Raw genomic sequence first — 14,323 nt, forward strand, 5'->3', positions numbered from 1 at the left:
GATACAGTCTATTTGGGTGACTTTTTCGGTGTTCGTCTTTTTTAATAATACTTCACATTTTTATTTCCGTTTAACAGTTGGGAACTGTCCCCAATCGTCCTAAGATGATCTCAGGGACATTTGCAGACACAGCAAGCCAGACTTCAGGATTTGTTTGTTTCATCATCATTTGTTCCGCTTGTCAAGTATTAGGCGATTGTGTAATGCGTATAAGAATTGTAGAAAATTTTGATGCTGATTTTATCCTCGATCCGCAAGTAAAAACCATATTATTTAACTTACTCACAAGTGAAAGTTTTCTCAATCAAGTTAGTCAGCCAGTGAATGGAAAAGCGGTAGAATTTACCGAACTTTTATTTCAACCCATTCCTTACAGTGTGCAAACTCCGAAAGGAATGCCCAGGGAATTTGAACAATATCACGAATCTGAAGATTATATTATTGTCAACGTTCCACCTAACTTTATGTTTCAAGCAAAAATTTTCCAGCCCAGTCGTTTATGTGCGATTTATCGCCTCGTTTAAAGTTAATAAAACTTAGCTCAATTTCTCAAACGTAAATTATTTTTAACCTGATCTCAAAATGACAACTCAAGCCGAAATTCCCACCTTAGCCAGTTTAGACTCTATTTCCTATATTAACGAACAAGGTCAACTTCCAGAAAGTTTACAAGGAAAAATCGGAGTTTATGCTATTTTTGATGCTGATCAAGTCTTGCAATATGTCGGATATTCTCGCGATATTTATCTCAGTTTAAAACAGCATCTCGTGCGGCAACCTCAAGGCTGTTATTGGGTAAAAGTTCAAACGATTGACCGTCCAAGTCGGACAATCTTAGAAGAAATACGACAAGCTTGGATCACTGAAAATGGTTCAGTTCCGGTTGGAAATGGAGAACAAATCGAACAATGGAATCAACCGATTAATGTGAAACCATTGATGAGTGAGGAGGAAAATAAAACCTATAATCATCTTGATGAAATTGACAAAGAAAAGCATTTAAAAAAAGTTTCGAGACGAATTGAAGCTCAGATTTTAGACCAACTCAAAGAACGGGGTTTACAAGCAGAAATTCGCTTTAATCCCAAACTGAAAACAAGTGGTTTATTAGATTTGAAATAAAGGAGATCAATATGGGATTTCAACTCAGTAATATTATTCCTTGGGGACGTAGTTTTGAAGATTATCTAGAAATGTTTGCCTTGACTCCCGAGGATTTAGAACGTTCAATTTTAGACTGTGCGGGTGGCCCTGCTAGCTTCAATGTAGACATGAAACGGCGAGGATATCGGGTTATTTCTTGTGATCCGATTTATCAATTTTCAGCCTCTAAAATTAACCAGCGTATTCAAGAAACTTACTCAATAGTTGTCGAACAACTCCATCAAAATAAAGAAAATTATGTTTGGAATAATATCAAGTCTCCTGAACATTTAGGAGAGTTGAGAATGGAGGCGATGCAAAGATTTTTAGAAGATTTTTCTCTGGGAAAAGCAGAAGAACGTTATGTCACCGCCGAGTTACCCAAATTACCCTTTAATTCTCAACAATTTGATCTCGCCTTGAATAGTCATTTACTGTTTAGCTATTCTCAACATTTATCAGAAGATTTTCATCTCGAATCTGTGTTAGAATTGTGTAGAGTCGCGCGAGAAGTTAGAATTTTTCCGTTGTTAGAACTTAGTGGAAATCTTTCTCCTTTTTTGAGTCCGGTGATCAGCAATTTACAGCAGCAAGGATGGAGGGTTGAAATTGAACCTGTTGCTTATGAGTTTCAAAAAGGTGGAAATCAGATGTTGAGACTATTTAAAACAACTATCGATTAAAAATTATCCTGTTTTTTCAGTAGCCAATAAGTATTCATTTTACCTTTACCTTTGATCTCAACTAAACCCCGTTTTTCCAAGTAATATTCATCCTTTAACCGTTCATAAGTGGCTTCAGTAACTTGAATACGTCCAGGTGATCCAGAAGACTCCATCCGGGATGCAATATTAACTGCATCTCCCCAAAGATCATAAATAAACTTCTTAATTCCAATCACACCTGCGACAACCGAACCTGTGTTAATTCCGATCCGAATTTGAAAGTTTTCGAGTCCATCTATTCCTAAAATTGAAGTAGTTTGAAAGCGACTCATTTCGGCTTGCATTTCCAAAGCCATATCGGCAATAGCTTCGGCATGATTAGCTTGAGGTAAAGGTAATCCTCCGACAACCATATAAGCATCACCAATTGTTTTGATTTTCTCTAATTTATATTTTTCTGCCAATCGATCAAAAATAGAAAAAACTTCATTCAGTAAACTCACCAATTCTATCGGGGGAATTCGTGCAGATAAAGGTGTAAACCCGACAATATCTGCAAATAAAATTGTCACTTCTTCGATAGCAGAAGCAATCGCTTTTTGGTCTTTTTTGAGTTTTTCAGCAATGGCTTTTGGTAAAATATTTAGTAAAAGCTGTTCAGATCGTTCTTTTTCTTGACGGAGTTCAGCAGTTCGTTCTTCAACTCGTTGTTCTAAGGTAATAAAAGATTCCTGTAGTTGTTGTGTCATCGTATTAAAAGAACTGGCTAATATCCCTAATTCTTCGATGGATTCAATAGTTACTTTTTGATGAAGTTCACTACTAGCCTTTGCTGATTTTGCACCCCTGGCAATGGCTTGACTGGCTTCACTGAGTCTTAAAATCGGTTTAGCTATCCAACGAGTCGTTAAAATTCCAAATCCAGTCGCTAAAATCAAAGCCACAATACAGAGTAAAATAGTGAGGCGAGTATTTGCATTAATTTGTTGCATAAAATCTGATTCCGGAACAACCATCACAATCAGCCAATCAATTCCTCGGGAATCAGAAAGCGGAGTCACTTGTAAAAATTCTCGCCGTCCATTGAGTTGAAAAGTAAGTTGAGTTTGAGTCTGAATATTCTCTAAACTGCCAAAATGTTCGATCAGGTATTCAGCCGTTGCATGAGTTAATAAATTTCGACTATCAACCGCTTTGAGTCGTTGAGGTTCGGAGTTTTTTGAAATCACTGTAAAAGTCTCTTCTAAGGTAGAAGTCGCAACTAAAACCCCGTTGCGTTCCATCACAAAAGTTTGTCCGGTTTTGCCAATTTTTAAACGACTCAAAAATTCGCTAATTCGTTCTAAGGTTAAGTCAGTGCTAGCAACGCCTAAAAGATTTCCCTGTTGATCATAAATCGGTTGATTTGCAGAAACGACTAAAGCTTTAGATCCAAAGTAAGCATAAATTTCACTCCAAACCTGTTTTCTAGAATAAGTTGCAGACTGATACCAGGGTCGATTTCTCGGGTCATAGTTGTCTTGTTCACTGACTAATTCGGTGCGATTTCCTTGACTATCTGCTAGCCATTTTTGCAGTTTTTGATCGGTATTTTCTGTCAAAACATCAAATTCTATCGAGCCATCATCATAACGATTTGCACCAACATATTCACCCTGACTGGTGCCAATCCCGACATAACTTGCTGTGGGAAATTGCTGCATTTGGTTCCAAAGATAACCTTCGAGACGGTCAACTTGGTCTAAATTAATTAAATCTTGACGAATCGCATCAACATTAATTTTATTAATTAAATGTGGCATTTCTAGATAAGTATTCAGTTCTTGTTGAATCCGATGATTGAGTTCAACTTGTAACTGAGTTGCCAAATCGTTAACAGCACTTGATCCATTTCTAAATGAAAGCCACCCCGTTAACCCGACTGCGGCAAAAATCTGGATTAAAAAGGGAACAACCAGTACAAAACGCAGAGGTAATTTAGGTATACCATTGGCAAATTGACGAAAAATTAGCTTGGATGGCATAGGTGAATATTTCGGAGTTGTTAATTGAGAACCAGCATTCCGATGTTGGCTAGAGTCAAAATTCGCCTCCCTAAATTTTGTGAACATTGTTGGAATGTCAAGAAATGTCAAAATTAGTCTATCTATTTTACTGTATCGAAATTTTAATCGTTGTGTGTCACTCACCTGGACAGTCTGAAAACTGGATGGGTCTAAGAGAGTTGAGTAGAGTTATTCACAGAAAAAAGGACTATTTTGATTTTCTCTCTCACTAAAAATTGTACAAATATTTGATTTGAGATCGGACTTAATTAATTTGTTGTCTATGAAGCGATTTTGTAGCTTTTTTGGGAAATTTGTATAGATTTAGAAGCTTGATTGAATTATAAATTTAGTGTTATAACAAGTGATAACTGCTCGCTACAGATAGATTAACGCAGTAAACATTTGTAATGTATTTTAGGTGAAGATACCCCTGATGTATTGATGTCTTGATGGGTCACTCCCCACTTCCCAAAAAGGGAAAACCTGATAGACAATAAGGTGCAGAACCGAAAACTTTTTTGGTTTTTGCTAAGAGTTTAGTTGAAAGTAAGCATAACCCGCAATGACAATACCAAACAATTTTTTTTAATACAAGCGGGTTATTGCAATCACCCACTTTCAATCCGAAAACAGGGTTAAATATCCTTCGCATTTGTAGAGATCAGGGTTCATCCATGAAAAACACAGTTCTATTCAGCTCGTTAATTTTATCGGCAAGTTTGACTCTGAGTCAGGCTATAAGTTGGAGTAGCAATTCTACCCGCTTTTCTCTCAATCAACTGACCTCAAACGGTGAGATTATTGTCTATGAAGCAACAGATGAAGATGGTAATCGTGAGGATGTCAAAACAAAGCAAAACAGTTAGTCACACCGTTAATTTTCTCCGCCCATCATTAATTGACTCGTCAGAAATGATGCAACCCAGTGAGTTGTGATCGAAACGAAACATAAAATCTGGGGTGATTAACTTCACTTGTTGCTGCTGTACTGCTAATCTGACGAAAAGAACGTTAATGTGTCTGAAAAGGCGTGAAATTATTGTGTCTGAGTAACGGTCATGGGGAGGATGCGATTGCTGTTCGCATTTTACAACAATTGCAGCGTTTTCCCAACCCTCCCCAGTTAGCTGCTTTACCTTTAGTTGGAGATGGCATTGCCTATCGTCAACTGGAAAATGTGACAATTGCCGGACCGGTTCAGCAAATGCCTTCCGGGGGTTTTATTTATATGGATGGCAGACAATTGTTGCGAGATGTACAGGGGGGTTTGTTGCAGCTAACCCGCATTCAATTTCAAATTATTCGGAATTGGGCAAAACAGGGTGCATTTATACTCGCAGTTGGGGATATTGTCCCGCTCCTATTTGCCAAACTGAGTGGTGCCAATTATGCTTTTGTCGGTACCGCCAAATCAGAATATTATCTGCGAGATGAACAAGGGCCATTATCACGTCAGTCTTGGATGCAGCGTTGGGAAGGTTGGTCGGGTTCAGTTTATTTGCCTTGGGAACGTTGGTTAATGAGTCATCCTAACTGCAAAGCGGTTTTTCCCCGAGATCGTTTGACCACTGAAACCCTCTTAAAATGGTCAATTCCAGCTTATAATCTGGGAAATCCGATGATGGATGATTTGCAACCTCAGACCCCTGCTCTTTCTAAGAGCAACGAAACGCTGACCATCGCCCTTTTACCCGGTTCTCGCCCACCAGAAGCCTATGAAAATTGGCAACAGATTACTGCTGGTGTCACTGAGTTAGTCGAAGCTTTTTCTGGGGGAAAAGACCGACAACAGCCCAAAAATTTGGTCTTTTTAGCCGCGATCGCTCCTTCTTTGGACTTGAATCCGTTGGGTGAGGGTTTGATCGCTTTAGGATGGAATAAGACAGATGTACAGACCGATTTAGACGTTGAATATACCTATAAAAATGCGATCGTGATTTTGACGCAGCGCTTTAGTGATTGTTTGCATCAAGCAGATCTGGCCATTGCAATGGCAGGCACCGCAACCGAACAGTTTGTGGGTTTAGGAAAACCAGCGATCGCCCTAGAGGGTCGAGGCCCACAATTCACCCCAAGATTTGCAGAAGCCCAAAGTCGTCTGCTCGGGCCTTCATTAATTTTAGTCAAACATCCGAGCGATATTCCGAATATTGTGCGATCGCTGATCGGGGATCAAAATCGGTTAAAATTAATTGCAGAAAATGGTCAAAAACGAATGGGACAACCCGGAGCTGCTGACCGAATTGCCCAATGTTTAATCAAACAGTTAATTGAATAAGCCTTAAATTAACCGTGCCGCTTTTGATGCCATTGCCAAGCATGAGAAATAATCGTATTCAAGTCAGAATATTGAGGATTCCATCCTAAAATCTGACGGGCTTTTTCCCCACTTCCGACTAAAGCCGGAGGATCTCCGGGACGGCGATCGCATTCAACCGCAATAATATCCCGTCCTGTAACTTGACGAGCCGTTTCTATCACCTCTTTAACCGAAAATCCATTGCCATTTCCGAGATTAAAGACATCAGTTTTTCCGCCTTTGATCAGATACTCTAGCCCTAAAACATGAGCCGTCGCCAAGTCAGTCACATGAATATAATCTCGGACACAAGTTCCATCAGGAGTTGGATAATCAGTCCCAAAAATGGATAGAGACTCTCGTTTACCCAAAGCCGCCATTAAAGTCAGAGGAATCAAATGAGTTTCGGGCTGATGATCTTCTCCTAAAGACCCATCTGGATCAGCTCCCGCCGCGTTAAAATAGCGAAACCAAACCGATTTAAAATCATAAGCATGATCAAAATCTGATAATATTTTTTCGACCATGAGCTTCGTCATCCCATAAGGATTAATGGGATTTTGGGGATGATCTTCAGGAATGGGAACTTGTTGAGGAATACCGTAAGTTGCACAAGTTGAAGAAAAAACAAACTTATTAATAGATGCGTCTTTCATCGCTTCTAATAGCGTCAGCGTACCGACGACATTATTGCGATAATACTTATCAGGAGCCGATACAGACTCACCCACATAAGCATAGGCGGCAAAGTGCATCACCGCATCAATTTTACGCATCGAAAACAAATTATCCAGCAGTTGGCGATCATTGGTATCTCCAACAATCAATTCTACTTTGAGGACTTGTTCAACGACATCGCGATGACCATAAACGAGGTTATCTAAGATCACAACCTCATAACCTGAACGTTGCAGAGCTAAAACCGCATGAGAACCGATATATCCGGCTCCGCCCGTTACTAGAACTGTTGGCTTGACTTGAGACACGTTAACTCTTAACTCCTATTTGAGCCGAACTAAAGTTTTATTTTTCTCTCGGTCAGCATTCCCTAACTCCGTACAACGAAGCGAGATCTGACTCCCTTAAATCAATCGTCCAATGTCTGAGCTGAAATATCTACCGCTTTAATATCAATGGTTCCTGGCGGGGTTAAGCGACTAAAATGACCCTGTTCGACTTTAAGGGGTTCACCACAATTAGGACATTGGCACTGAGTTTGATTAAGAGCAGTAAATTCAAAGCCACAAACTGGGCATTCATCTTGTATGATATTGCGGCTCAACCACCACTGCGTCCCAAAGAACAAAACAATCGGAAGCAGTAGTAAAATCCCGATCAAGATAATAATCGAATTAATCAGCCACCCCAAACCAATCGAAGTGAGCAACCACAACACTGCCAGGATAATCAGCCAGTTGCTTACCTTAGAAAAATTAAATTTGAGGATTTTAGGCCGTTCCTGGTTCACAGCGATCTCCTTAAGCGTTCATCGGTGAGTAATCATCCCTTTGTTCTATGATACTACCGACAAATTCAGTAGTTTTTGTAGTTGCACCCGAAAAGCATCTTGACCAAACTGAGCTAAACTCTGTTGTCGTAGCCATTGACCTTGACAACGTTGGTCGTTTCCTTGCAAAATTTCCATACAAGCTTTAGCGACCGCATCAGGATCTCGATGAGGCACTTGCCACCCTAACTTTCCATCTTGCACGGGATCAGCCGAACCATCCGCATTACCAGACAAAACTGGAATACCACAAGCCATAGCTTCTAAATACACGATACCAAATCCTTCCTGCGATGGCATGATATAGGCATCGGCAACGCGATAATGATCCACTAAATCTTCTGTGGGAACAAATCCAGCAAAGACGACTTGATCTGCTACGCCTAATTCTTGGGCTAAATTGGCTAACCGGGGTTGATCGTCTCCCCGTCCGATGACTAAATATTTAACATTAGGAATCGTTTGGGAAATTTGGGGTAAGGCTCTAATCGTGACATCAACTCCTTTGTAGATATCACCTGACCATAAACGAGCAACCGTCATTAAGATTTTAGAATTTTGTAGATTGTATCGCTCGATCAGGTGTTGGGGTTTTGTACCGGGAGTAAAGCGGTTTCCATCCACCATACAGGGTAACAGGCGAAATTTTTCTGGGTTTAACTGATTGGCTTGACAGGCTCGATCTCGACTATAGCGGCTAATTGTCCAAATTTGATCGGCTTGTTGTAGGGCGTTACGATATTTTGGGGGAAGGGGTTCCCAGACTTCTTTTCCATAGGTGAGTACAGTATAGGGGACTCCAAACGGTTGACAGGTGACTTGGACTAAACGTGCTAAATTGATATGACCGCAAAACACCCGTTGAGGACGGTTTGTTAGTAAACATCTAAGTAGGGTTAAAGCCAGTCGAATGCGTCCTAAAGCGGGCGGTTTGGTTTGCAGATAATCAAACTTAATGGCGCTGTTCTCGTAGGGGTTAGGACAGCCGGGAGCATCTCGCAATAGTAATATTTCACTTTGGAAGTCTGTTGGGGGGTGAAACTTTGCCCCAGGCTCGATCAGATCTAAATAAGCATCTAAAATATCCTTAACATAAGACTGAATGCCTCCCTCACAGGAGAAAATCTCCAAGAAGCACCACAAGAACCGGGGATTGAGATCTGTTTTCTTGTTCAAGTTTTGTGATTAATCTTGTAATACAACTCTTTTTTACTCTATTACAGCAAATCTTGAGTTGAGTGACATCAAAAAGAAAACAAAAATAATGATACCTGTGAAAGTTTCAGTGATAGACTCTAGTACAGCCTATATAGAAACCCACAGGTATCTAATCCGTCAGAAAATGCGGACAGTTTGAAAGTTTAGAACAAACCTTAGAACAAGCCCAAGGTCAGAGACGTATCAATCGGCAAAGTTGCTCCGATACCCAACCAAAGGGTTGCAAATGTTCCAAATAAGAAAATAGCAGTCGCGACAGGACGACGGAAGGGGTTTTGGAACTTGTTAACGTTTTCAATGAAAGGAACAAGAATCAAACCCAGAGGAATTGCAGACATCAAAGTAATGCCTAACAATTTGTTGGGAACCACCCGTAGCATTTGGAATGAAGGCCACAAATACCACTCGGGTAAGATTTCCAAGGGAGTTGCAAACGGATCAGCAGGTTCGCCGATCATTGCTGGATCAAGTACCGCTAAACCGACAACCAGGGCAAAAGTCCCTAAAATTACCACGGGGAAAGTATACAGCAGGTCATTCGGCCATGCAGGTTCGCCGTAGTAGTTGTGGCCCATGCCCTGGGCAAGTTTGGCGCGTAATACGGGATCACTAAGATCCGGTTTCTTTAATGTTGACATCGCTATACTGAGTCTCCTTTTTCAAGTCTTGCAGTCGTTAATGGTTCTAATTATGGTTTTCCGAGATGCTGATTAACGTAGTCAAAGCTACTTAACTTCGCCTTACAAGGGACCAGAGATACCTTGCTTACGAATCATCAAGAAGTGCATCAGCATGAATACAGCAATCAGCCAGGGCAATACAAAGGTATGTAAGGTGTAGAAGCGGCTTAAAGTTGCTTGTCCAACTGCTTCACCGCCCCGCATTAGCTCAACCAAAGTTGAACCAACCACGGGAATAGCTTCGGGAACACCAGAAACGATTTTCACCGCCCAATATCCCACCTGATCCCAAGGCAGAGAGTATCCAGTTACCCCAAAGGAAACAGTGATTACCGCTAAAACCACACCTGTTACCCAAGTCAGTTCACGAGGCTTTTTGAAGCCACCTGTGAGGTAAACTCGGAAAGTATGCAGAATCATCATCAATACCATCATACTGGCAGACCAGCGGTGGATAGAGCGAATCAGCCAACCGAAGTTGACATCCGTCATAATGTACTGTACAGACTCAAAAGCTTCAGTCACTGTGGGTCTGTAGTAAAACGTCATCGCAAATCCAGTCGCAAACTGAATCAAGAAGCAAACCAGCGTGATTCCACCCAAACAATAGAAAATATTGACATGGGGAGGAACGTACTTGGTGGTAATATCATCTGCGATCGCCTGGACTTCAAGGCGTTCGTTAAACCACTGAAATGCTTTTGATTCTTCTATTTCCTTTGAAAACATGAAACTAGAATTCCTAAAAATGAATTGCGGTCTGGGTTTGGGTGTTGATCTCCTTCCCAAGCCTACTCCCAGAGAGGCTGAGGATTTTTTTCGGCACGAATGTAGATGAATTAAAGCTCAAAGCTTGTTTCGATCTAGCTGTGCTATCAAACAGTTGACTCTCGATTCGTTTAGATCTTCTAAGTTAGCATGGAGACTACTAAATCTCAGAATTAGAGAAGTCATCTTTAGTTTACAAGAGGGAGTGAGACAATGGTACAACTCTCTTAAGCTAGCAAGTCGATTGCTCTAAACTCTGTTGCCCATCATTCAAAAATGTAACATAACTTTAACTATAATTTCACAAAACCTTGGAGAATCAAGCGGTCTTCATCTGGGGGTTGATTACGATCTGCCAATCGGTACATCATTCAGCCTGCACTTGATTGAGCCGTTTGTCCCCGAAATCAAAAACAGCTTGCTCAAAACGTTAGGAAAACCTTAAAATTAGGTAATATGCACAAAAGAGTTTTTCAGATTGTACTGGCAATTATTCTACAACTGACCCTGCTCATCGGTGGATGGACTGCCCCGGCAATGGCAATCACAGAGGAACAAAAGCTCGTCAGTGAAACCTGGCGTATTGTCAACCGAGCCTATTTGGATGAAACTTTTAACCATCAAAACTGGTGGTTCATTCGGGAAAAAGCGATTCGCCAAAACTTAAAAAACCGTGAAGAAACCTATAGCGCGATCGAGAAAATGCTCGCGAGCTTGGATGATCCCTTTACCCGGTTGCTCAAACCCAATCAGTATCGGAGTTTGCAGGTAAGTACCTCCGGAGAACTGACTGGTGTGGGATTGCAAATTGCTCTGGAGGCTGAAACCGGACAGCTAACGGTTGTGGCACCCATTGATGGTTCTCCTGCGGCGGAAGTGGGAATTCAACCTCGCGATCGCATTCTCAAAATTGATCAATTCTCGACGGATGAACTGACTCTCGATGAAGCTGCAACTCATATGCGAGGGCCAATCGGTTCGACGGTAACGCTCACAGTTCAACGATTTGATACCAAAGAAATTGAGGAAATTGAACTGGTTCGCGATCGCATTGCTTTAAATCCAGTCTTTGCTCAACTGCGATCCGAGTCATCTGTCGCCCCTATTGGTTATATTCGCCTCAGTCAGTTTAGTGCCAATGCAACTGAAGAAGTAGCCAATGCCATTCAAACCCTTGACAAGCAAGGGGCAAAAGCTTATATTCTTGATCTGCGAAACAATCCAGGTGGACTTTTACAAGCGGGTGTAGAAATTGCTCGACTGTGGTTAAACGAAGGAACGGTTGTCTACACCGTTAATCGTCAAGGAGTCTTAGGAAGCTTTGATGTGGTGGATTCTCCCTTAACTCAAGCCCCACTTGCGGTATTAGTGAATCAAGGAACAGCCAGTGCGAGTGAAATTTTAGCCGGAGCATTACAGGATAACCTTCGCGCTCAACTGGTGGGTGAAAAAACGTTTGGTAAAGGCTTAATTCAGTCGTTATTTGATTTGCCGGATGGTTCAGGATTGGCGGTAACGGTTGCTAAGTACGAAACCCCCAATCATCACGATATTCATAAGCTCGGGATTAAGCCGGATAAAATCGTTCCCACGAAAGCTTTAACCCGAAATCAAATCGCCACTGAAGCCGATCCTCAGTATCAAGCGGCGGTTGAATTACTCAGGTCTGAGTTTGCCTTAGCAGACGCAGCTTAGTTGGATGCAAAGAGTTGGGGAGCAGGGCCGCGAACGCTCGTCGGACTAAAATTTGATTTGTGGGGAGGTGGGGAAGTGGGGAGGTAGTGAGTCCACCCCCGTGCGCGGGTTCCCCGCGTTGAGGGGAGTGGCGAACCCGTGCGCGGGAGGTAGGGAGGTAGGGAGGATTTTTATTAATAAAAAGCTATTTTTCATCTCCAAAAAATCTTCTCCCCGGAACCCCCGGAACCCCCGAAATTTTTAGGGAGAGAATCGAATCAAATCTCTCTGCTCTCTAGTTCCAGCCCAAACCTAGATATTCTGAACCCTCCTCCGACTCCGGTTGTTCAGTCGTATAGTCTTCTAACCAAATGACTTGTCGCTGTCCGGGAGCAACTCGATTGCTATACTCTTGCATGATACTCGACGTTTGTTGGGGATCGAAATGACGATTAAAGTCGGCTTGCTCAGATGCGACTCGCTCACGAGTAAGCTTGACTTCTGACTGAATCTGACTCAGTTTTTCTTCGGTTGAGCGATAATGGGGCAGAATTTGCACAAAGGCAGAAAGCACACATACCGACAGCATGACATTAGTTGCTAACTTAATGCTCGCCTCCAATGCGATCGCGCGGTGACGTTGAGAACGTCGGTGTTGTACAGCTAGACGACGGGGATGGTGTCGCTGTTTGATTTGAGGCTGATGAACGGTTCTAACGGGCTGAATCGCTTGCATATTCTTTCTCTATAGCAGTATAAATTTTTACGAGTCTCCCCAGGTTGATCTCTGGGAACCTCAATACCAGTTAAGCATACCAGTCTAAGAACTGAGAATATTCAGTTGATGAACTTAAACAAAAACTGTCCTGACCGTTAAACTGCGTGAGTTAGACCCTGAACAACTCTTTATAAAGTTCTATACAGGTCTAGTTCAGTTTAACAGTGAGAACAGCTTAATCCCTCTATTGGAAAGCTGAGGATCTACTCAAGTCGGATCACAACATTCAGGCTATAAACGACTGAGTTGACTAGGCTTTAGATTGTCGGGAGATCAATTGACAAGACTTACTTGTACAGTTCTGTTGCCAAGCGGAAAGCCATGATTCCGGGAAATAAAGCAATCACCAAAGCAACCAGGACTTGAGTATCTGATAAAGACATCGTTAAAAAACTCCTTCATCTAATTTGTCGATTGTTCACAAATTTCAGCTATATTGACCTTTTTGGGAAGGGTTTGTAATAAGATTAAACAAAGTCTCTGGCCCATCTTCGCTAAACTGCTCAATCTCAGTCGTGTGTTTCAGTGAATTGGGACTGTTTTCCCCCTGAACCCAACCGACCTCCGAAAATTGTCAACAACTTACGTTAAGATAGTTAAAGTCTATTCTCATTTATCTTGGGTAGATGCAAAAGTTCTGAGCCGAGAGTTGAAGATTGTTACACTCGCGATTGGGGAAAAAGTGACAGCTCAATAAGTGGTCTAAATCTACCTGCGGTAAAAAAAAATACATAGTATCATAGAATCAATAACATCATAAATGTGGGATCAAGTGTTAGAAGTTTCTTCGCCCGAAGTGGGTCTGAACGTTTTTTTTCTGTTGTTCATTCTGGTTGCTCTAGAAGCGGTGTTATCGGCTGACAATGCTATTGCCTTGGCTTCAATTGCAAAAACCTTAGAAGATAAGAGAATGCAACGCAAAGCCCTCAACATCGGTTTAATATTAGCTTTTGTGCTGCGAATTGCTCTGATTATTGCCGCAACTTGGATTATTCAGTTTTGGCAATTTGAGCTAATTGGAGCCTTGTACTTATTGTGGTTGGTGTTTAATTACTTTACCTCAAAAGAAGATGAGGAAAACTCATCAAGTGGCAAAAGCTACTCATCGCTATGGCAAGTCATTCCCTTGATCGCGATGACAGACTTAGCCTTTTCTCTCGATAGTGTCACCGCCGCGATCGCTGTTGCTGATGAAACTTGGCTGATTATCATTGGGGCAACACTGGGTATTATTACCCTGAGATTTCTCGCCGGATTATTTATTCGCTGGTTAACTGAATACACTCATTTAGAAACCGCAGGTTATCTCACGGTTGGCTTAGTGGGAATGCGACTACTGGTGCGAGTGATTAATCCTGAATATATTCCCCCAGAATGGATACTGGTTGTGTTCACAGTCGGTTTATTTGTCTGGGGATTTTCAGAGCGTCGAGTCTCTCAAAGGTTTGACTAAATTTACATTAAACAGAAAATAGCGTTTTTCGGGGAAGAAGGAATTGAGCGGAGGTAAGTCACGCATAATCACCTTTTCAATTCCCCACAT

Annotated in this window: 15 protein-coding genes; 7 read left to right on the forward strand and 8 right to left on the reverse strand. The window is 41.7% G+C overall.

Translation table 11 applies throughout. The features are described 5' to 3' along the window. The first annotated feature begins 203 nt into the window (after positions 1-203). From L8106_RS05155 to L8106_RS05165, 3 genes are read left to right on the forward strand one after another with little or no spacing between them, the layout of a single operon-like run. The gene (locus tag L8106_RS05155) at positions 204-524 is read left to right on the forward strand and encodes a hypothetical protein (protein WP_009783158.1); all 321 of its coding nucleotides are present in this window, start codon (positions 204-206) and stop codon (positions 522-524) included. Between the two features lie 58 nt (positions 525-582). Next, positions 583-1,122, forward strand: a complete 540-nt coding sequence (locus L8106_RS05160; RefSeq protein ID WP_009783159.1) for a GIY-YIG nuclease family protein — start codon at positions 583-585, stop codon at positions 1,120-1,122. A gap of 11 nt (positions 1,123-1,133) precedes the next feature. Next, positions 1,134-1,826 (forward strand): hypothetical protein, encoded by a 693-nt coding sequence (locus L8106_RS05165; RefSeq protein ID WP_009783160.1) that lies wholly within the window; start codon positions 1,134-1,136, stop codon positions 1,824-1,826. Here L8106_RS05165 and L8106_RS05170 read toward each other — a convergent pair. Beyond that, entirely contained in the window at positions 1,823-3,832 is a 2,010-nt protein-coding gene (locus tag L8106_RS05170; RefSeq protein ID WP_009783161.1) for an adenylate/guanylate cyclase domain-containing protein, read from the reverse strand. The two genes, L8106_RS05165 and L8106_RS05170, sit on opposite strands and share 4 nt — an antisense overlap. A 698-nt stretch (positions 3,833-4,530) precedes the next feature. Between L8106_RS05170 and L8106_RS05175 the strand changes: the two genes are divergently transcribed. Together L8106_RS05175 and L8106_RS05180 are read left to right on the forward strand one after the other, a co-directional pair. Continuing rightward, complete coding sequence (locus tag L8106_RS05175; protein WP_009783162.1) at positions 4,531-4,722, forward strand: hypothetical protein; 192 nt, start codon at positions 4,531-4,533, stop codon at positions 4,720-4,722. Positions 4,723-4,886: 164 nt separating this feature from the next. After that, positions 4,887-6,134, forward strand: coding sequence for a lipid-A-disaccharide synthase-related protein (locus tag L8106_RS05180; protein WP_009783163.1), 1,248 nt, complete (start codon positions 4,887-4,889; stop codon positions 6,132-6,134). Positions 6,135-6,142: 8 nt separating this feature from the next. Here L8106_RS05180 and galE read toward each other — a convergent pair whose 3' ends face one another. From galE to petB, 5 genes are all read right to left on the reverse strand, one after another. Beyond that, on the reverse strand, positions 6,143-7,141 hold the full coding sequence (gene galE / locus L8106_RS05185; RefSeq protein ID WP_009783164.1) for a UDP-glucose 4-epimerase GalE: 999 nt from the start codon (positions 7,139-7,141) through the stop codon (positions 6,143-6,145). 101 nt (positions 7,142-7,242) lie between these two features. Beyond that, positions 7,243-7,623 carry a DUF2614 family zinc ribbon-containing protein gene (locus L8106_RS05190; protein WP_009783165.1) on the reverse strand — a complete coding sequence of 127 codons (381 nt, stop codon included), beginning with the start codon at positions 7,621-7,623 and terminating at the stop codon, positions 7,243-7,245. A 45-nt stretch (positions 7,624-7,668) separates the two neighbouring features. Then, the gene (locus L8106_RS05195) at positions 7,669-8,838 is read right to left on the reverse strand and encodes a glycosyltransferase family 4 protein (RefSeq protein ID WP_039895547.1); all 1,170 of its coding nucleotides are present in this window, start codon (positions 8,836-8,838) and stop codon (positions 7,669-7,671) included. A 197-nt stretch (positions 8,839-9,035) separates the two neighbouring features. After that, positions 9,036-9,518, reverse strand: a complete 483-nt coding sequence (gene petD / locus L8106_RS05200) for a cytochrome b6-f complex subunit IV (RefSeq protein ID WP_009783167.1) — start codon at positions 9,516-9,518, stop codon at positions 9,036-9,038. 102 nt (positions 9,519-9,620) lie between these two features. Then, positions 9,621-10,289 carry a cytochrome b6 gene (gene petB, locus L8106_RS05205; RefSeq protein WP_009783168.1) on the reverse strand — a complete coding sequence of 223 codons (669 nt, stop codon included), beginning with the start codon at positions 10,287-10,289 and terminating at the stop codon, positions 9,621-9,623. A 495-nt stretch (positions 10,290-10,784) separates the two neighbouring features. Between petB and ctpA the strand changes: the two genes are divergently transcribed. Then, positions 10,785-12,023: a carboxyl-terminal processing protease CtpA gene (ctpA, locus tag L8106_RS05210; RefSeq protein WP_009783169.1), complete on the forward strand. Its 1,239-nt coding sequence runs from the start codon at positions 10,785-10,787 to the stop codon at positions 12,021-12,023. Between the two features lie 274 nt (positions 12,024-12,297). Here the strand turns inward: ctpA and L8106_RS05215 are convergent, their stop codons facing one another. Next, on the reverse strand, positions 12,298-12,738 hold the full coding sequence (locus L8106_RS05215) for a hypothetical protein (RefSeq protein ID WP_009783170.1): 441 nt from the start codon (positions 12,736-12,738) through the stop codon (positions 12,298-12,300). A gap of 329 nt (positions 12,739-13,067) precedes the next feature. After that, positions 13,068-13,163, reverse strand: coding sequence for a photosystem I reaction center subunit XII (gene psaM, locus L8106_RS05220; RefSeq protein ID WP_009783171.1), 96 nt, complete (start codon positions 13,161-13,163; stop codon positions 13,068-13,070). Positions 13,164-13,540: 377 nt separating this feature from the next. Between psaM and L8106_RS05225 the strand changes: the two genes are divergently transcribed. Then, a complete protein-coding gene (locus L8106_RS05225) occupies positions 13,541-14,233 on the forward strand; it encodes a TerC family protein (protein ID WP_009783172.1) in 693 nt (230 codons plus the stop codon). Positions 14,234-14,323: the final 90 nt, after the last annotated feature.

The organism is Lyngbya sp. PCC 8106, from assembly GCF_000169095.1.
In the GTDB taxonomy this organism is placed as follows: domain Bacteria; phylum Cyanobacteriota; class Cyanobacteriia; order Cyanobacteriales; family Microcoleaceae; genus Capilliphycus.